Source organism: Methylocystis sp. NC52PC (genome assembly GCF_055698645.1).
Map to the genome: position 1 here is coordinate 470178 of NZ_CP170127.1, position 17019 is coordinate 487196.

Sequence of the window (17019 nt, forward strand, 5' to 3'; positions counted from 1 at the left end):
TTCATGCCCACCCGCCGCTGCATTTTGGGCCTGCTTCTCGCCACGCTCGCGGCGCCGGCCGCAGCCGACGCCGAGAAGCTTCCCGTCGTTGCGAGCTTCTCCATCATCGGAGACCTCGTTCAGGAAATCGGCGGCGACCGCGTCGTCGTGACGACCCTGGTCGGGCCCGACGGCGACGCCCATGTCTACCAGCCGACGCCGGCCGACGCGCGGCGCATCGCCCAGGCGAAAGTCATCTTCGTCAACGGGCTCGGCTTCGAGGGCTGGCTCGACCGCCTCATCGCCGCGGCCAAGAGCAAGGGGACCGTCGTGACGCTCGGGAACGGCGTGACGTCGCGCGCCGGCGAAGAGGGAACGGATCCCCACGCCTGGCAGAACGTCGCCAACGCCAAGATCTACGTCGGCGAAATTCGCGACGCCCTCATCGCCGCGGATCCTCCCGGCGCCGAGGCCTACCGGAGTCGCGCGGGAAACTATCTCGTCAGGCTCGACGCCCTCGACAGAGAGATTGTCGACACGCTCGGCGCAATCCCGGAGAACAGGCGCCGGGTCGTCTCGACCCATGACGCTTTCGGTTATTTCTCCGCGCGCTATGGGGTGGCCTTCATCGCCCCGCAGGGCGTCTCGACCGAAGCCGAGGCCAGCGCCCGCGACATTGTTCGCATCATTCAGGCCGTGAAGCAAAATCAGGTCGGGGCTGTGTTTCTGGAGAATATCGCCGACCCCAGGCTCGCAAAGCGCATCGCCGCGGAGACCGGGGCCCGCATCGGCGGCACGCTCTATTCGGACGCGCTGTCCGGCCCCGGCGAAGGCGGCGCAAATTATATCGACATGATGCGCCACAATGTTAGAGAATTGGCCAAAGCTTTGAGGCCCTAAGCCCCTCCCCGCCCCTCTCCCGCTTGCGCCGGTGACGGGTAGATCGCGACCGTTATCGGCGCGCGTCCTCACTTCTGCCTCAGCAGGGGAGGGAGAGGCGGCTTCGACAGACACAGGAATGTTTCCGTGAGCGACAAGATTCCCGTCACCGTCATCACCGGCTATCTCGGCGCTGGCAAGACAACGCTCCTCAACCGCATTCTCACCGAGCAGCATGGCCGCCGCTACGCGGTCATCGTCAATGAGTTCGGCGAGATCGGCATCGACAACGACCTCGTCGTCGGCGCCGACGAAGAAGTCTTCGAGATGAACAACGGCTGCATCTGCTGCACCGTGCGGGGCGACCTCATTCGCATCATCGAGGGGCTGATGCGTCGGCGCGGCAAGTTCGACGCCATCATCGTCGAAACGACGGGGCTCGCCGATCCGGCCCCCGTCGCCCAGACCTTCTTCGTCGACGCCGACGTAAAGGACGCCGCCCGGCTCGACGCGGTCGTGACGCTCGCCGACGCCAAATGGCTCAGTCACCGTCTCAAGGACGCGCCGGAAGCGAAGACGCAAATCGCTTTCGCCGACGTTGTCATTATCAACAAGACGGATCTCGTCACGCCGCAAGAGCTCGAAGAAATCGAAGCGCGCATCCGGGGCATCAACCCCTACGCCACGCTGCATCGCGCCGTGAAGGCGGATGTGCCGCTCCAAGCCGTGCTCGAGCGCAACGCCTTCGACCTCGAGCGCATTCTGGAGATCGAACCCAATTTCCTCGAGGCCGAGGACCATGATCATGATCACGGCCATGACCATGATCGTCACGACCACCATCACGATCATGATCACGCGTGCGGCCCCGGATGCGGCCACGACCACCATGATCATGGCCACGCGCATCATGACCACCACGAGCACGACAGCCATGGCCATCTGAAGGCAATCCACGATACGGAGATGCAGTCGATCTCCCTTCGCCATCCGGGCGACGTCGATCCCGAACGCTTCGTTCCCTGGCTCAATGAGCTCGTGCAGCAGGAAGGGCCGGACATTCTCCGCTGCAAAGGCATCGTCGCCTTCAAGAACGAACCGCGCCGTTTCGTCTTCCAGGGCGTGCACATGATTCTCGACGGCGACCTGCAGCGCGAGTGGAGGGAGAACGAGCCGCGCGAGTCGCGCCTCGTCTTCATCGGGCGCAAACTGAAGGAAGACCTCATCCGGGAGGGGTTCGACAAGGTCGTCTCCTGAAACGCGCGCAACGACGGTTTGGGATGGCCCCCTCGCGCCCCGCGCCTAGTTTGATAAGCGCGGGGCGCATGTCGCGCCAAAGAGGCCGACATGCTGAAGCGCCTGCTGGAGCACTATCTGTTTCTCTCCCGCTGGCTGCTGGCGCCCTTCTTCGTGATGCTGACGCTCGGGCTGCTGGCGCTCATGGTGAACGCCGCGCGCCACGTCCTCGGCATTCTGCTCTCCATCGGCTCCAGCACCGAAGACAGGATCATCCTGGAGCTGCTCGGGCTCATCGACCTGACGCTCACCGGCGCGCTCGTCATGATCGTCACCATCTCGGTCTATGAAAATTTCGTCTCGGGCGTGCCGGCGACGCCGCGCGAGGGCTGGCCGAACTGGATGGGCGGCATCGACTTTCCGCAGCTCAAGCTCAACCTGCTCACCACCATCGTCGCCATCTCGGCGATCAAGCTTCTCGAAGTCTTCATGGACGTGCCGAAATTCGAAGAGCGCGACCTCACTTATTACATCGCCATCCATCTGACGTTCGTGCTGTCGACCGTGCTCTTCGCCTTTTCGGAGCGCGTCACCATATCGGGGCAGGTTGAAAAGAAGACGACGCCTGCCGAGGAGCCGGGGACGAAGATCGACGCGCCAGGCGGCTCGTGACGTCGCGGGAGCGCCGCTCCCGTGCAATCTCGCCACGAAGCGCCTAAACTCATTAGATGAGCGTGTCGCTCGCCTGAGCTGGCGAGGCGGGCGCGCTCTTTGGAAAGACAAGATTTGAAGGAGCCTTTCATGAAGCTGCGATATCTCGTCCTGGCCGTCGCCGCCTTTTGCGCTCAATCCGCGCAGGCGGACGCCAAGAAGCCCGTCTCCAACTGGAGCTGCGAGGAGTTCCTCGCCGTAGAAGGCGACTTCCAGCCGAAAGTGATCTACTGGGCGACCGCCAAGGCCAAGAGCGGCAAGCCCGGCGGCGTCGTCGACATCGAAGGAACGGAAAAGGTCGTTCCCATGATTATCGACGACTGCAAGAAGGAGCCGAGCAGCTCCTTCATGACCAAGCTCAAGAGCGCGTGGGGCGCCGTCGAGGCGGAGGCCAAGAAGCTGAAAGAGAAACTCTAAGCCGCCTCACTCGTAGCAGGCGATCTCGCGCTCGCCGGCGAAAATCTCGGCCATGCGGCGGGCGTCGCCGCCCTTGCGCAAGGCCAGGAAGCGCGGACGCCGGCGGCGAACCGAGGAGGCGCCGCGGCGCGGCGGCGGGGCAATTTCACGGGCGCCGGCCTTCGCGGCGTCTTCGCTCTCCGCCGCGAGGCGGGGCAAGTCGAGCCAGGCGGCCCAATATTTCCAGTCGGCGGCGGCCGCGGCGCTGTCCTGGGTCTCGCCCAGCACCACATCGAGATCGCGGTCGCGATGGGCGAGCAGCAGGCGATAGCGCGGCGCGCCGGCCGCCCCCGCCGCGACTTCGAGCAGCACCCCCCGATAGGCGGGGACCGGGACGGTGATTCTCATTTTCACGCCGCCGAAGCGCCGCGCGATGAGAATGTCGCGGAGCGTCACCCGCACGCGGCGCGACCCGCCATCCGCCCGCCAGTCGCGCTGCACGAAAAGCGCTTCCTCGCTTTTGTTCGCATGACCGGCGTCAAACATGTCTTTCTCCCCGCTGCCCTTGGGCGTCGCTCGCCCTGATGAGACGAAGTTTTGCGCGGGGAGGCGCCGCAAGTTGCTAACAAGCACGGTAAATTGCACATAAACCATTGCTTTTCCGACTGGATTGCGGCCTCAGGGTGAAGCAGCCGGAAAGGCGATTGTTCAAATTGTCGGCAATTCGCATCCCGGACCGGCTTGCGAGCGCGCGACGCCTCCCCTACTGCTTCATTCGATGCCCCTCGCCCAATCCGATCTGTCCGCCTTCCTGTCCCGCCTGGAGGATGTCGCGCGCGAAGCCGGAGACATCGCCATGGGCTATTTCAGGCGCGGCGCGCGGACGGCGGCGGCCATTTCCTACAAGGGCGGCGGTTCGCCGGTCACGGAGGCCGATTTCGCGGTCGACCGCTTTCTCTTCGAAGCGATGCGCCGCCTCGCGCCGCAGGCCGGCTGGCTCTCCGAGGAAACGGCCGATACCGACGCGCGGCTGTCGCGCGAGAGCATTGTCATCGTCGATCCCATCGACGGCACCAACGCCTTCACGCAGGGCGACGAACGCTGGGCCGTCTCGATCGCGCTGATCGAAGGCGGCCGACCGACGGCCGGCGTGGTGCACGCGCCAGCGCGGGGAGAGACCTTCACCGCCGCGCGCGGACAGGGCGCCTTCTTGAACGGCGAGCGGCTCGGGCCGCGGATTCGCGAATCGCTTGCCGGCGCGCTCGCGATCGCGCCGCGTCCGTTGCATGCGCGGCTTGCCGACTTGCCCCAAAACATCGCGCTCGCGCCGCGCACGCCGTCCCTTGCGCTGCGCCTCGTCGACATCGCCGCGGGCCGTCACGACCTCGTGATCTCTTCCCCCAACGCCCGCGACTGGGACATCGCCGCCGCCGACGTCATTTTGTGCGAAGCCGGGGTCGCGCTGGCCGAGGTGGAGGGTGGCGCGCTCACCTATAACCGCAGCTCGTCGAAACGCGGCATGCTGGTGGCCGCGCCCAAGCCGCTTATTGAGGAAACTCTCGCCATCGCCCGGACCGTTTCGAAAGGAATAAAGTGGTCATGACAAAGCATGCGACGCCCCCGAAACAGGAAAAGCAGCTTCTGCATCTCGTCTTCGGCGGCGAGCTCGAGACGCTCGACGGCGTTTCCTTCCGCGACCCGTCGAAGCTCGACGTCGTCGGCATTTATCCAGACAACGACAGCGCCCTCGCCGCCTGGAAAGCCAAGGCGCAGTCGACCGTGGACAATGCGCATATGCGCTATTTCGTCGTGCACCTCTACAAGTTGCTGGACCCGGAACACGACAAGCTCTGAAATCAGACAAGCAGGCAGGCGCTTTCCTAAATTCAGCCCGCTTTCGGCACGATAAGTGAGGCCCTTCGGCGGGGGCGGGAGGGAACCCCTTTGCCGGCGCCCGCGGCCTTGGCGCAAGGCGCGGCCAGGGTCAAACGAACGGGAATCATGCCGCTTCTGAAGCTCTATCGACTGGCGACCATCGCTTTGACGCCCCTCGCCGGGGCCGCGCTCAACTGGCGCGCCTCTCGCGACAAGGAAGACCCGGCCCGGCTCGACGAGCGCCTCGGCCTCGCCTCGCGCGACAGGCCGCCGGGGCGCCTCGTCTGGCTGCATGGCGCGAGCCTCGGCGAATCGCTCTCCCTGCTGCCGCTGATCGAGCGGTTCATTCAGCGCGGCGCGGAAGTGCTGGTGACGAGCGGCACGGTCTCTTCGGCGCGGCTGCTCGCCGCACGGCTGCCGGCCGGCTCCTTCCACCAGTATATGCCGCTCGACGCCCCCCAATTCGTCGAGCAGTTCCTCGACTACTGGCGGCCCGACATCGCCATCTTCGCCGAGTCGGAACTCTGGCCCAACATGGTCGCGTCGCTGCATCGGCGCGGCATTGCGCTCGTTCTGGCCAACGCCCGGATTTCACGCCAATCCGCGGAGCGCTGGCAGAGCCTGCGGGGCGCCGCCCGCAAGCTGTTCGGCGGCGTCGATCTCTGCCTGGCGCAGGATTCCGAAAACGCGGCGCGCTTCATTGCGCTCGGCGCGCCCTGCGTGCGCATCGCCGGCAATCTGAAATATGACGCGCCCCCGCCCCCCGCCGACGCGGCGCGACTGGCCGAATTCAGCGGCGCGATCGGCGGCCGTCCGGTATGGGCCGCAGTGTCGACCCATGAGGGCGAAGAAGAGATCATCCTTGCGGCGCATGCGGAGATTGCTCGGAAAATCCCGTCGCTTCTGACCATCGTCGTGCCGCGCCATCGCGAACGCGGCGCCGCGGTCGCGGAGCTCGCGGCGGCGCGCGGCCTTGCAGTCGGCCTGCGCACGCGCGACGGCGAACCGCGCCGCGACATCGGCGTCTATGTCGCCGATACGGTGGGAGAGCTCGGGCTCGTCTTCCGCAGCGCCGGCGTGGTTTTCATGGGCAAGTCGCTTATGCCCGGGGGCGGGCAGAACCCGATCGAGCCGGCGAAGCTCGGCTGTGCGGTTCTGTTCGGGCCGCATGTCGACAATTTCAGCGAGGTTTATAACGAGCTCGCCGCTGCGAAGGCGGCGGCGCGCGTCGCCGACGCGGAGACGCTGGCGCGCGCGGTCCATTATCTCCTTTCTGACCCCGCGCGCATGCGGCGCATGGGCCGCGCCGGCGTCGAGACGGTGGAGAAACTCGGCGGCGCCGCTCGCGGCATCATCGCCGCGGTCGAACCTTTCCTCGCGCAAGTCGCCATTGCGGGGCGATGAGCCGTGCTGCGCGCGCCCGCCTTCTGGCGCGGCGACGGCCCGGCCGCGCGTCTGCTGGCGCCTTTTGGCGCGCTCTCGGGCGCGATCGCGCAGCGGCGGCTGCGACGCGCAGCGCCCCGCGCCGTTTTGCCGACGATCGTCGTCGGCGGACCGACGGCGGGCGGCGACGGCAAGACGCCCACCGTGATCGCGCTCGCCGCGCTGCTCGCGGCCCAGGGGGAGCGCCCGGCCCTGCTGACGCGCGGCTACGGACGGCGCAACATCCGCGCAGCCCCCTTCGTCGTTGACGCGGCCGCCACTGTCGATGAGACGGGCGACGAGGCGCTGCTGCTGGCGCGCCATGGTCTGACCATCGTCGGGGCCGACCGGGCGGCGAGCGCCGAACTGGCGCGCGACATGGGCGCGACGGCGTTGATCCTCGACGACGGCTTCCACAGCCGGCGCGTCGCGCCGGATTTCTCGCTTCTCGTTGTCGACGCGGACTACGGCGGTGGCAATGGCCGTTGCCTGCCGGCCGGTCCGCTGCGCGCGCCGCTTGCCGCTCAGTTCGACGCCGCAGACGCGCTGCTCGTCATCGGCGACGGCGCGGCGGGGGCTCGGCTTGCGGCGATCGCCGAAAGACCGGCGTTCCCGGCCGCGTTGCTCACGCCGCCGACGGCGCAAAAGTTCGCCGGCCTACGGGTTGTCGCTTTTGCCGGAACCGCGCGGCCGGAAAAATTTTTCCGGAGCCTGGAAAGCATCGGCGCGGAGATCGTCGCGCGCCGCTCCTTCGCGGACCATCGCCGCTTCAGCAGACGCGATATGGCGGTTCTTGCCGGGTTGGCGCGCCGCAGCCAAGCTTGTCTCGTGACGACGGAGAAGGACGCCGTCCGTCTGCCCAAGGATGCGCCTCACGTTGACGTCCTTCCGGTCGACCTCGTCTTCGCCGACGCCGGGGCGCTGGCGGCCGTTCTCGCCGATGCGCTGCGGCGGGCGCGTCTCAATCCGGTTTCTTGAGCCCGAGCTTCATGAGCTTGGCGTGCGGGCCGCTATAGGGCTCCTGCAGATCGACGTTCCAGTAGCGCAGATCCTCGAGCGGGATCGGCTCGCCGGTGACGGCGCAGCGCACATAGGCGCCCGGCTTGCGAACGCGATATTCGCCGTCGAGATATTCGACTTCCGCCTCGCCGGCCGGTTGGGGGGTGCGTTCGTAACGGTTCATTCGAAATCTTCTGTTGAAGCGCCGCGTCAGCGGCTGTCCTGTCACTCGCCGAAGCGACCTGATGATCGACCACATGGGCGATGCGCCTCCAGCCCGCCGGGCCGCCTGTCGCATTATCTACATCCCCCTCGCCGCCAAAGGAAGGCCCAAGGCTGGCCTGGCTCACGCTGCGGGCTTAAACGCTTGTTCGATCGCCAATTCGCGCCTAGCCTTCGGCGAGTGCCGATTTTGATTCGTCTGAGTCAGCTTCCGCGAACGCTGTCAAGTTCGCGCTGCGATAGGATGGACAGACATGGATCGGGACCCGCAGGGCGATCTCGCCGACTCCTCCCCCCTCGCCGACGACGCCGCCGCGCTGTCGCCGGACCGCGAAAGCGCCAAGGCGAAGACGGTTTGCGAAAAGGCGCTCGTCGTCGCCCAGGGCAAGCATCGTTTTTATTCCCTCGTGCTGCCGAGCGATCTGCTCGCCGAGACATGCATGGTGGAGCCCCGCGTCGACAATCCGATCGACGGCTTCCAGCGCCTGCTCGACCAAAAGCGCGCCAAATCCATCGCCCGTTATATCGACGCCGGCTTCGGCACGGTGCCCGGCGCCGTCGTGCTCTCGGCGCAGGCGCGGGCGCATCTGACCTACGACAAGGAGACGGGCGCGCTGGCGTTCCGCAAGGACAAGAAGGCCTTTCTCATCATCGACGGCCAGCATCGCGTCTACGGCTTCAAGCTCGCCAAATCTTCGGTGAGCGTGCCCGTCGTCATTTACAACAGGCTCAGCCGCGCGCAGGAATGCCGCCTGTTCATGGACATCAACACCAAGCAGCGGCCGGTGCCCAATGAGCTGCTGCTCGACATCCGCCGCCTCTCGGAAGTCGAGAGCGAGACGGAGGCGCTGCTCCACAATGTGTTCGACCTGTTTCACACGCGCAAGGACAGCGCGCTCGCCAACCTGCTCAGCCCGGCCGAGCGCAAGAAAGGCATGATCTCGCGCGTCACCTTCAATGCCGGCCTGCGCTCTATCAAGGGCGCGTTCGTCGGCGCGCCGCCGGAAGAGGTCTATGCCGTGCTCAACGCCTATCTGCGGGCCTGCCGGCACGGGCTGGGTCTGCACGACATCGACGATAACATCGCCAATCCGGCGCTGTTCAAGGCGCTGATGTTGCTCTTCACCAATGTCGCGGAGCGCGTCGCCGACCGGCACGGCGGCAAATATACGGTCGGCAATTTCGAGGATGTCGTCATTCCATTCTTCCGGCGCCTGAAGAAAAGCGACCTGCCGCGCGCGGGGCTGACCCATACCGCGCTGCATGAGCATTACAGCAAGGCGCTCAGCGCCGGTTTCCTGCTCAAGCAGTGGCTCTTCGCCTGATTTTTAAGGCCGGGAGGCTTGGAGGTTCGCAGAATCGCGGCTGGGCGCGCCGCGCGAAATACCCTTTTCCGGGTATGGTAAAATCGACTTGAATACAATCTATTACAATCCGAACTCCGTGCAGCGGCGGTGACGCCAATAACTCGAAAGCGCCGTTCACAACCAATGCGTCGGCGCCCTTTTCAGCTGGCGCCCCCTTGAACTTTTCGAAGGACCGGCTGAACGGACCGCGCCCAGAGCACACTGAGAAAATGAATAATCCCGAGCCCGCCAAACCTTTCTCATCCGCCAACAAGCAGCTTAAGGATCGAACGGTCGTAGAGTTGACCCTCACGCGGTTGCTGAGCAACCTTTCAGACGACGCCGAGCCAAGCCCAAACATGACGCTCGCGCGACATGCGCTGGGAGCGGCCGTCAATGTGGCGGCGGAATCCATGATGTTGCTTTATTTTCTGGAAGAGCCCTGCATGAAGGCGCTGGTGCTGGCGGCGTCGCGAATTCCCTTGCAGGATCGAAAGCGGCTCGTCAGCGAGATTGGCGCGACAAAGGGCGGCGCCGGGGCCGCTAACCGGGGATGAGGCCGGCGCGCAAGGCGAGGGCGATGGCCTCCGCTTTGTTCTGAACCGACAGTTTCTTGATGATCTTTTTGAAATGCGTGGCGACGGTCTTTTCCGAGAGGAAGAGAATCTCCGCGACCTGCCGGTTGGTCTTTCCAAAGGCGCTCCACAGCAGGATTTCGCGTTCGCGCTTGGTGAGCGCGGGAACGCTGATCGCGCTGCCCTTGGCGATCGACTTCAGCTTGTTGAAGGCGTAAAGGCAAAAGAGATGCAGGTTGCGCATCTCCGTCGTGCTGGGCGCCTTGGCGCCGCCGCTGAGCGAGACGCCCGCTTCGAGCCCGTTGACGCCATGCACGGGAAAGCACACGCCATGGGTCAGCCCGTGCTCCTCGGCCTTGCGCATGAAGGCGTATTCGGGCGAATTCACGCTCAGCCCCGCCACAACGTCCGCCCATAAGAACGGATCGGGCGACGCCACGCAGCGCTTCAGGACGGGGTCGACGTCGACAAAGCCCAAATCGAAATAGAGCTTGTCCCATCCCTGCGGCATATGCATGGAGACGATGCAGGCGCCGAGATTTTTTCCGTCTTCGGGAATGCCGCCGAAAACGAAATAGCGGTAGCCGATCTCACCGATGATCTTCAAAAAGACGTCCTCGAAGTCCTTCAGCGATCTGGCCGCCTTGATTTGACCCAGGGCTTCCGAAGCCTTGTCGAAGCTGAAGGGGGGCGAATCCGTCATGCCGGAGGCTCAGTCAAGCGCGGCTCGGCTCGCCTCGCCCCGTCATCCGGCGGCGTCTCGGTCCACCAGAATGGGGTTCCCAAGGGGTCGGACGGGAAGACTGCCGCATCAATTCCGCGCGCGCCGAGCGCCTCGAAAGGCGGCTCGTCTTCCCCGAAGTCGTCCGACTTGCCGCGCAGGGTCAATCCATGTTCGGTCTTTTCCCAATGGAAGGGCCGTCGCCATAAGTCGAAGAACGCGCGCCAACAGGCGAGGCTCAACATCAGGAGCCACAGCGGCAGGTAGAACAGGGCGCCGCAAAAGCCGAAGAGGCCGCGGCGACGGGCGCCGAGCAGCAGCGGCGCCAGCAGCGAGACGAGGCCGGAGACGGCGACGAAACACCAGAGCGCGCTGCACGCCGTCTCGAAGCCGGTGCGGGGCGCGAGCAAGGCGCCGAAGAGCGCGTCGTAAAGAAGCCGCGCGGTCAGCAGCGGCCCGAACAGGGGCCCCATAATCCCGCTCGCGAACATGGCGAGCACGGCGAAAGCCCCGCGCGGCCCGAGATCGGCGAAAAAGCGCGCCGGATGGCGGCAATGCACGAGCGCCGTCTGCATCCAGCCCTTGAGCCAGCGGGCGCGCTGCTTCACCAGCGCCCGGAAGGTCGCGGGCGCCTCCTCGAAGGTGTGCGAGTCGAACATGCGCAGCTCGTAACCGGCGCGCAGGAGACGCAGGCCGAGGTCGGCGTCCTCGGTGACGTTATAGGCGTCCCAGAAGCCGATCTCGCGCACCGCCGCGAGCCGGAAATGATTCGACGTGCCGCCAAGGAAGAGCGGCAGGCGGCGCGCCGCGAGTCCCTTGTTGAAGACGTCGAACAGAGCGGCGTATTCGAGCGCGAACAGCCTCGTCATCCAGTTGAGGCCGCCATTATCGATGACGAGGCTCGCCTGCAGACAGGCGAGTTCGGGCGGCGCGTGGTGGAAGTGCGCGGCGGCGCGACGCAACTGGCGCGCGTCGGGAAGATCTTCGGCGTCGAACACCGCGACCAGGGACCCGCGCGCGAACGGCATGGCGATGTTGAGGGCGCGGGGTTTTGTCCGCGGCGCCCCTGGCGGCGCGACCACGATCTCGTGCGGCGTGCGCGGCGGATAAGAGCGCAAGGCTGCAAGCGTCTCTTCGTCATCGTGCTCGACGACGAATTTTACATCGAGCTTGGCCCGCGGATAATCCAAGCGGTCGATGGCGCGTGAAAGCTGGCGGGCGACGGCCGCCTCCCTGTAGAGCGCGATCACCACCGTATAGACCGGCAACTGCGCCTCCTCGATCGCGACCTCGCGGTCGCTCGCCCGAATGCTCGACCAGGAGGCGCAGAGACGGAGGACAATTCCCGCTAGAAACGCCCCTGCGAGAAGCAAGGCGGCGAGAAGACGGGGGCCCGCCCAAGGCGTGAAGAGACAGGCGATCGCCGTGCAGAGCAGGACGGTCGCGACCGCGAGAGAGCCGCGCCGCAGCGAACGGCGCACGCAAAGCCGCGGGTCGACGCGCTCGACCGACAGGCTCGCCGCCCGCGCGACCTCGCCCGCCAGCGCGTCCCGGAGCGCCTCGATGAACCGCGTCCGCGTCGTCAGAGCGAAGAGCGCGCGTCCCCGAGCCGCGCGGACGACGCTCATCAGCCTGAAAATTTCGGCGCCGACCGGGGCGAACAGCCAGCGCGGGCCGTCGCTTTCGCCGCGCAGGGGAACATAGCCTCGTTCGGCCCCGACGGCGGCGCCCAACGGGAGCTCGATGCCGGCCTCGAGGAACGGGACGCCCAGATGGTCGGCGAGCGCTCGGTAGAAGACCTCATCCGCCACGAGCCCCTCGGCGAGCAACGCCGCGTCCGCCGAGACCCCCTGTCGTCGCGCGAGAGTCGTCGCGTAGTGGAGCACGTCGAGCGGCACGCCGTATTTCGCCAGGAAGGCGATTTCGACGGCGGGCGGACGCGGCGACGTTTCGGCGCGGCCCGGGGCGCGGCGGACCGGGGCTACCGGCGCGTTACCCAGGGTGCGGCGGCGGGGGCCTTGCCCCTCCTCCCGCGGCCGGAGCGAAGGTTCGGCGTAATAAAGGTCGACCGACGCCTCGGACATGAATAAAACTCTGATGGCGCGCAATGCTGCTGAACCTTAACTATTAGTTGTCGGCGGCTTTGTCGCAAGCAACCCACGGTTGGGTGTGCATTTATCTTTGAGGGAGCGCCCGTGCTTCGTTTTCGCCTGAGCGTCCTCGCCGCCTGTCTGCTGGCGTTTGCGGCCGGGTCCGCGCCGGCGCGGGCCGAGACGGCCGTCCCGTCCTTTTTCGACCCCAATCATCCGCTGCAGAAGCCGGACCTCTCCCGCATCCGGCAAATCCGCTTTCTCACCGAAGACGATTTCCCGCCGTTCAATTTCCTCCTCGCCGACGGGCAGCTCGCCGGCTACAACGTCGATCTCGCGCGCGCGATCTGCGCCGAGCTGGAGACGCCCTGCACCATCCAGCGGCGCAGCTGGGAGCTGCTCGTCCCCGGGCTCGACGACAACAGCGCCGACGCCGTCATCGCCTCGCTCGCGATCAATGACGAGACCCGCAAGCAGGCGGACTTCACGGCCCCCTATTTTCTCACGCCCGGCCGCTTCGCCATGTTCGCCGACACCACCCTGACCGCCGCGACGCCGGAGGCGATCGGCGACCGCAAGGTTGCGGTCGTCGCCGGATCGCGGCATGAGGCGTTCCTCAAGACCTTTTATCCGAGCGCCGAACGCGTGGCCTTCGAAACGCCGGCGCTCGCCCGCAACGCGCTCAAGACCGGCAAGGTGTCGGCGCACTTCGGCGACGCCATCAGCCTGTCGTTCTGGCTCAACGGGGCCGAAGCCGGGGGCTGCTGCGTCTTCAAGGACGGCCCCTTCACCGATCCGCGCTTCTTCGGCGAAGGCGTCGGCATCGCCGTCAAGAAGGGCAATGAGCCGCTGCGCCGCGCCCTCGATTACGCCCTCGCCAAGCTCGACCGGCGCGGCGCGCTCGGCGAACTCTATCTGAAATATTTCCCGATCGGCCCGTTCTGAGGCGTGACGTCGGCGTCGACGGCGGAGAAGGCCCGGCCGGGCTTTCCTTCGCGCGGCGCGCCGATATCTTCACGATAGAGCAGCTGCTTGGGAAGAAGAATGGACGCCTGCGAGGTCTGGGCCGCGAGCTGGATGACGGACAGCGAGGCCCGCTGGACCTTCATCGATCCGGCCTGGCTGGCGTTCACGGGACAAAGTCCGGAGGCGGCGCTCGGCCTCGGGTGGCTGAAGGCGATCCATCCCGGCGATCGAGCGGGGTTGGAGAAGGCGCTGAGCGCCGAGGCGCCGGCCCCCTTTCGCCTGCCGCTCGGCGTGCGGCGCGCCGACGGCGCCCATCGCGCGGCGCGCGCCGCCGGAACGCCGCGCTTCTCGCCCGACGGGCGCTTTCTCGGCTATTTCGGATCGCTTGTGGAGCTTGAAGCGCCCCAAGGCGCCGACGCAGACGAAAGAGAGGCCTTTTGCCGAACCCTGCTCGACGCCCTCGGCGACGGCGTGTTCATTGCGCAGGATGACCGATTCGTCTTCGCCAATCCGACGCTGTCGGCGATGCTCGGCCATGCGCCGCATGAGATTGAGCGCTTGCCTTTCGAAAGCGTCATTGCGCCGGAGTTCCTGCCCCTCTGGACGGCCCGCTACGAGGCGGGCGTCGGCGACGGCCCCGAACCGCCCCAGCGCTATCCTCTGCGCATCCTCAACAAAAATGGCGAGCGGCTGGACGCCGAGCTCTCGGCGCGGCGCATTCGGCGTCGGGGACGCAACGCCGTTCTCGGCGTCCTGCGCGACGTCTCGGAGCGGCGCAGAGGCGACGCGGCCCTGCGCGAAAGCGAGCGGCGTTTCCGGCAGGTCGTGGAGTCGTTGCCGCAATTGGTCTGGACCTGCGCGCCGGAGGGCCCCTGCGACTATCTCAGCCCGCAGTGGATCGCCTACACCGGCGTTCCGGAAGCGGCCCAGCTCGGTTACGGATGGCTCGACCGGCTGCACCCGGACGACCTCGAGCGGACCGCCGCGCAATGGCGCGCGGCGCACACGCGCGGCGAGGATCTCTCCGTCGATTTTCGGATCCGTCGGCATGACGGGGCATATCGCTGGTTCCATACGCTCGCTGTCCCGCTGAAGGACGACGGCGGGCGCATCATCAAATGGTTCGGCATCAACACGGACATCACCGAAATCAAGGACGCGGAAGACGCCTTGCGTGAAAGCGAGGCGCGTTTTGCGAGCTTCATGCGCCATCTTCCCGGCCTCGCCTGGATCAAGGACGCGGAAGGCCGCTACGTTTACGTCAACGAGGCTGCGGAGGCCGCATTTCAAAAGCCCCTGGAAGACATTTACGCCAAGACCGACGTCGACCTCTTCGACGCCGAGACGGCCGAGGCGTTCCGCAGCAACGATCAGCGTGCAATCGCGAGAAACGCCGGCGTCGTCACCATCGAGACGCTCGAACACGCCGACGGCGTTCTGCATTATTCGCTGGTCAGCAAATTCCCCATGAAGGACGCATCCGGGACGATCCAGGGGACCGGCGGCGTCGCCATCGACATTACCGAACACCGGCGGATGGAAGAGGCGCTCGAGCAGCAATCCCGGCTGGTCGATCTTTGTTTCGACCCGATCTTCGTCTGGGACTGGGACAGCGGGATCAAGACCTGGAACCGCGGATGCGAGCATCTCTACGGATATTCCAGCGGTGAAGCCTTCGGGTGGTCCAGCCACCAATTGCTGCAAACGCGCTTCCCCGCGAGCCGGGAGCATTACGAAGCAAGGCTGTTGAGCGCGGGCGAATGGGCCGGCGAATTGGAGCAGATCAGCAAGGACGGCCGCAGGATTTGCGTCGAGAGCCGGCAGCAGCTGATCCAGACCGGCGGGCGCAAGCTCGTTTTGGAGGCCAATCGCGACGCCACCGAACGCAAACGCACAGAGGATGCGCTGCGGGCCGCCAGCAAGCGCAAGGACGAATTTCTGGCGACGCTCGCGCATGAATTGCGAAACCCCCTTGCGCCGATCAGTTACGGCGTGGAGCTTTTGAAGAGGAGGGCCCAGGAGAGCGGATCGCGCGACGTCGCCCTGCTCGGCATGATGGGGCGCCAGGTCGTCCACCTCGTCAAGCTTGTCGACGATCTCCTCGAAATTTCCCGCATCGACAGCGGCAAGATCGAGCTGCGCAGGGAGCCGACCGAGGTCGCCGCCGTCGTGCGCAACGCGCTCGAATCCACCCTGCTGCAGATCGAGAGCGGCCGGCGCCGGCTGGTCACGCGCATCGACGACGATCCGCCGCTCATTGTCGACGGCGACCCCATGCGCCTGTCCCAGGCCGTAACGAATCTCGTCAACAACGCGGCCAAATTTACGGCGGAAGGCGGACTGATCGAGATTGAGGCGCAACGGCGAGGCTTTGACGCGGTCATTCGCGTGCGCGACAACGGCCGGGGCATCCCGGCCGACGCCTTGCCGCATGTTTTCGACCTTTTCACGCAGGTCGACCACGGCGACCGCAAATCAGGCGGCCTTGGGATCGGCCTCGCCCTCTCGCGCAAGCTCGTCGAACTCCACGGCGGCAGGATCGAGGCGTTCAGCGCGGGGCCAGCCGCCGGCAGCGAATTCGTCATCACCCTCCCGCTTGCTCCGCAGGCGACGGCGCGCCCCTCGCCCGAGGCGGAGCGCGCGCCCGCGCCTTACGCGGCCAGGGTCGTGGTGATCGACGACGAGCGAGACGTCGCAGATAGTCTGAAACTGCTTCTCGAGAGTCTCGGCGCAACCGTCCGCGTCGCCTATGACGGCCCCCAAGGCGTGGCCCTCGTTGAGGATTTCTCGCCGGAACTGGTGTTTTTGGACCTCGCCATGCCCGGCGTCGACGGTTTCGAGACGGCGCGGCGGATCAGGCGGACGGCCCCCGGACAAACGGCGACGCTCGTCGCCCTGACGGGCTGGGGACAAGCCCGGGACCGCGCCAAGACCAAAGAGGCCGGCTTCGACGCGCATCTGACCAAGCCGGCGTCGCTGGAGCAGCTCTCCAAGTCTCTGCGCGAAAGGCCTGCGAGGCGGATAGCGCCGGGGGGAAGCGGGGAAGACGCGCAACCCGCGGGCGGCGGCTAAGGCGCGCGCCGCTTCGTTGAGTCCTCTTCCGGCCCCTTTAAAGCAAATCGGCGATCGCCGCGCGCACCGCTTCGATCTCGCAGAGAAGCCTGTCGCACAGCGCGGCCTCGCCTGGATCGCCCGCGCGCAGCGCCGTCTCATAGGCTTCCGCCGCCGCGGCGACCGCGAAGGCGCCGACCGACCGGGCCGAGCCTTTCAACATATGGGCGAGATCGATGCGGGCCCCCGCGTCGCCCATGCTCCGGGGCGCGGCGAGACGCGTAGCGAGCTGCGCGGCCTGCCGCTCGAACAGGGCGAGCAGCTCCGTCTCGAGCGCGTGATCGCCAAAGGTCTGGCGCGACAGGCAGACGAGATCGAGAACGGCTTCGGGCGGGTTAGGGTCGCCGCTGCGGTGATTGAGGGAAAGGTTGACAGCAGCCAGGTTGGCCATCAGTTGCTCCGCTTTTGCCCCCGCGCCTGCCGCTCCTAAAAATCGCCGAGCTTACAAGCATATGTGGCATGCCTGCCGGCAAGGTCGAGAGGCCGGGACG

Annotated in this window: 18 protein-coding genes; 12 read left to right on the forward strand and 6 right to left on the reverse strand. The window is 66.3% G+C overall.

Going from position 1 to position 17019, the window contains the following annotated elements; translation table 11 throughout:
• Nucleotides 1-3 precede the first annotated feature (3 nt).
• From ACETII_RS04165 to hdeA, 4 genes are all read left to right on the forward strand, one after another.
• Nucleotides 4-879, forward strand: coding sequence for a metal ABC transporter substrate-binding protein (locus ACETII_RS04165; protein WP_472787239.1), 876 nt, complete (start codon nt 4-6; stop codon nt 877-879).
• Between the two features lie 126 nt (nt 880-1005).
• The gene (locus ACETII_RS04170) at nt 1006-2115 is read left to right on the forward strand and encodes a CobW family GTP-binding protein (RefSeq protein ID WP_472787240.1); all 1110 of its coding nucleotides are present in this window, start codon (nt 1006-1008) and stop codon (nt 2113-2115) included.
• A 90-nt stretch (nt 2116-2205) separates the two neighbouring features.
• Nucleotides 2206-2766: a YqhA family protein gene (locus ACETII_RS04175; RefSeq protein ID WP_363349655.1), complete on the forward strand. Its 561-nt coding sequence runs from the start codon at nt 2206-2208 to the stop codon at nt 2764-2766.
• A gap of 129 nt (nt 2767-2895) precedes the next feature.
• The gene (gene hdeA, locus ACETII_RS04180) at nt 2896-3222 is read left to right on the forward strand and encodes an acid-activated periplasmic chaperone HdeA (protein WP_472787241.1); all 327 of its coding nucleotides are present in this window, start codon (nt 2896-2898) and stop codon (nt 3220-3222) included.
• Between the two features lie 6 nt (nt 3223-3228).
• Here the strand turns inward: hdeA and ACETII_RS04185 are convergent, their stop codons facing one another.
• Nucleotides 3229-3747: a DUF6101 family protein gene (locus ACETII_RS04185; RefSeq protein WP_472787242.1), complete on the reverse strand. Its 519-nt coding sequence runs from the start codon at nt 3745-3747 to the stop codon at nt 3229-3231.
• Between the two features lie 232 nt (nt 3748-3979).
• Between ACETII_RS04185 and ACETII_RS04190 the strand changes: the two genes are divergently transcribed.
• From ACETII_RS04190 to lpxK, 4 genes are all read left to right on the forward strand, one after another.
• Nucleotides 3980-4804, forward strand: a complete 825-nt coding sequence (locus ACETII_RS04190; RefSeq protein WP_363349658.1) for an inositol monophosphatase family protein — start codon at nt 3980-3982, stop codon at nt 4802-4804.
• Nucleotides 4801-5055: a DUF4170 domain-containing protein gene (locus tag ACETII_RS04195; RefSeq protein ID WP_363349659.1), complete on the forward strand. Its 255-nt coding sequence runs from the start codon at nt 4801-4803 to the stop codon at nt 5053-5055. The genes ACETII_RS04190 and ACETII_RS04195 overlap by 4 nt, the downstream gene beginning before the upstream one ends.
• Before the next feature lie 147 nt (nt 5056-5202).
• Nucleotides 5203-6480: a 3-deoxy-D-manno-octulosonic acid transferase gene (locus ACETII_RS04200; protein ID WP_472787243.1), complete on the forward strand. Its 1278-nt coding sequence runs from the start codon at nt 5203-5205 to the stop codon at nt 6478-6480.
• Between the two features lie 3 nt (nt 6481-6483).
• The gene (gene lpxK / locus ACETII_RS04205; protein WP_472787244.1) at nt 6484-7476 is read left to right on the forward strand and encodes a tetraacyldisaccharide 4'-kinase; all 993 of its coding nucleotides are present in this window, start codon (nt 6484-6486) and stop codon (nt 7474-7476) included.
• Here the strand turns inward: lpxK and ACETII_RS04210 are convergent.
• Nucleotides 7460-7681 (reverse strand): DUF2093 domain-containing protein, encoded by a 222-nt coding sequence (locus ACETII_RS04210; protein ID WP_341105493.1) that lies wholly within the window; start codon nt 7679-7681, stop codon nt 7460-7462. The genes lpxK and ACETII_RS04210 overlap by 17 nt on opposite strands.
• 292 nt (nt 7682-7973) lie before the next feature.
• Between ACETII_RS04210 and ACETII_RS04215 the strand changes: the two genes are divergently transcribed.
• Together ACETII_RS04215 and ACETII_RS04220 are read left to right on the forward strand one after the other, a co-directional pair.
• Nucleotides 7974-9044, forward strand: coding sequence for a DGQHR domain-containing protein (locus ACETII_RS04215; RefSeq protein WP_472787245.1), 1071 nt, complete (start codon nt 7974-7976; stop codon nt 9042-9044).
• A gap of 251 nt (nt 9045-9295) precedes the next feature.
• The gene (locus ACETII_RS04220; RefSeq protein ID WP_472787246.1) at nt 9296-9622 is read left to right on the forward strand and encodes a hypothetical protein; all 327 of its coding nucleotides are present in this window, start codon (nt 9296-9298) and stop codon (nt 9620-9622) included.
• Here ACETII_RS04220 and ACETII_RS04225 read toward each other — a convergent pair.
• Nucleotides 9609-10343, reverse strand: coding sequence for a LuxR family transcriptional regulator (locus ACETII_RS04225; RefSeq protein ID WP_363349664.1), 735 nt, complete (start codon nt 10341-10343; stop codon nt 9609-9611). The genes ACETII_RS04220 and ACETII_RS04225 overlap by 14 nt on opposite strands.
• Nucleotides 10340-12445: a glycosyltransferase family 2 protein gene (locus ACETII_RS04230; protein WP_472787247.1), complete on the reverse strand. Its 2106-nt coding sequence runs from the start codon at nt 12443-12445 to the stop codon at nt 10340-10342. Before ACETII_RS04230 ends, ACETII_RS04225 begins: the two co-directional genes overlap by 4 nt.
• 111 nt (nt 12446-12556) lie before the next feature.
• On the opposite strand from ACETII_RS04230, the gene ACETII_RS04235 reads away from it, so the two are divergent.
• Complete coding sequence (locus ACETII_RS04235) at nt 12557-13396, forward strand: transporter substrate-binding domain-containing protein (protein ID WP_472787248.1); 840 nt, start codon at nt 12557-12559, stop codon at nt 13394-13396.
• Here ACETII_RS04235 and ACETII_RS04240 read toward each other — a convergent pair.
• On the reverse strand, nt 13363-13560 hold the full coding sequence (locus ACETII_RS04240; protein WP_472787249.1) for a hypothetical protein: 198 nt from the start codon (nt 13558-13560) through the stop codon (nt 13363-13365). The two genes, ACETII_RS04235 and ACETII_RS04240, sit on opposite strands and share 34 nt — an antisense overlap.
• On the opposite strand from ACETII_RS04240, the gene ACETII_RS04245 reads away from it, so the two are divergent.
• Complete coding sequence (locus ACETII_RS04245; RefSeq protein ID WP_472787250.1) at nt 13529-16489, forward strand: PAS domain S-box protein; 2961 nt, start codon at nt 13529-13531, stop codon at nt 16487-16489. The genes ACETII_RS04240 and ACETII_RS04245 overlap by 32 nt on opposite strands.
• Nucleotides 16490-16526: 37 nt before the next feature.
• Here ACETII_RS04245 and ACETII_RS04250 read toward each other — a convergent pair whose 3' ends face one another.
• The gene (locus tag ACETII_RS04250) at nt 16527-16919 is read right to left on the reverse strand and encodes an Hpt domain-containing protein (RefSeq protein WP_363349668.1); all 393 of its coding nucleotides are present in this window, start codon (nt 16917-16919) and stop codon (nt 16527-16529) included.
• Nucleotides 16920-17019 lie beyond the last annotated feature (100 nt).

Excerpts from the sequence above, each read along its gene's own strand:
- ACETII_RS04165 (WP_472787239.1), top strand. The coding sequence starts at position 4 with ATGCCCACCCGCCGCTGCATTTTGGGCCTGCTTCTCGCCACGCTCGCG.
- ACETII_RS04175 (WP_363349655.1), top strand. The coding sequence starts at position 2,206 with ATGCTGAAGCGCCTGCTGGAGCACTATCTGTTTCTCTCCCGCTGGCTG.
- hdeA (WP_472787241.1), top strand. The coding sequence starts at position 2,896 with ATGAAGCTGCGATATCTCGTCCTGGCCGTCGCCGCCTTTTGCGCTCAA.
- ACETII_RS04185 (WP_472787242.1), bottom strand. The coding sequence starts at position 3,747 with ATGTTTGACGCCGGTCATGCGAACAAAAGCGAGGAAGCGCTTTTCGTG.
- ACETII_RS04190 (WP_363349658.1), top strand. The coding sequence starts at position 3,980 with ATGCCCCTCGCCCAATCCGATCTGTCCGCCTTCCTGTCCCGCCTGGAG.
- ACETII_RS04195 (WP_363349659.1), top strand. The coding sequence starts at position 4,801 with ATGACAAAGCATGCGACGCCCCCGAAACAGGAAAAGCAGCTTCTGCAT.
- ACETII_RS04200 (WP_472787243.1), top strand. The coding sequence starts at position 5,203 with ATGCCGCTTCTGAAGCTCTATCGACTGGCGACCATCGCTTTGACGCCC.
- ACETII_RS04210 (WP_341105493.1), bottom strand. The coding sequence starts at position 7,681 with ATGAACCGTTACGAACGCACCCCCCAACCGGCCGGCGAGGCGGAAGTC.
- ACETII_RS04215 (WP_472787245.1), top strand. The coding sequence starts at position 7,974 with ATGGATCGGGACCCGCAGGGCGATCTCGCCGACTCCTCCCCCCTCGCC.
- ACETII_RS04220 (WP_472787246.1), top strand. The coding sequence starts at position 9,296 with ATGAATAATCCCGAGCCCGCCAAACCTTTCTCATCCGCCAACAAGCAG.
- ACETII_RS04225 (WP_363349664.1), bottom strand. The coding sequence starts at position 10,343 with ATGACGGATTCGCCCCCCTTCAGCTTCGACAAGGCTTCGGAAGCCCTG.
- ACETII_RS04230 (WP_472787247.1), bottom strand. The coding sequence starts at position 12,445 with ATGTCCGAGGCGTCGGTCGACCTTTATTACGCCGAACCTTCGCTCCGG.
- ACETII_RS04245 (WP_472787250.1), top strand. The coding sequence starts at position 13,529 with ATGACGGACAGCGAGGCCCGCTGGACCTTCATCGATCCGGCCTGGCTG.
- ACETII_RS04240 (WP_472787249.1), bottom strand. The coding sequence starts at position 13,560 with ATGAAGGTCCAGCGGGCCTCGCTGTCCGTCATCCAGCTCGCGGCCCAG.
- ACETII_RS04250 (WP_363349668.1), bottom strand. The coding sequence starts at position 16,919 with ATGGCCAACCTGGCTGCTGTCAACCTTTCCCTCAATCACCGCAGCGGC.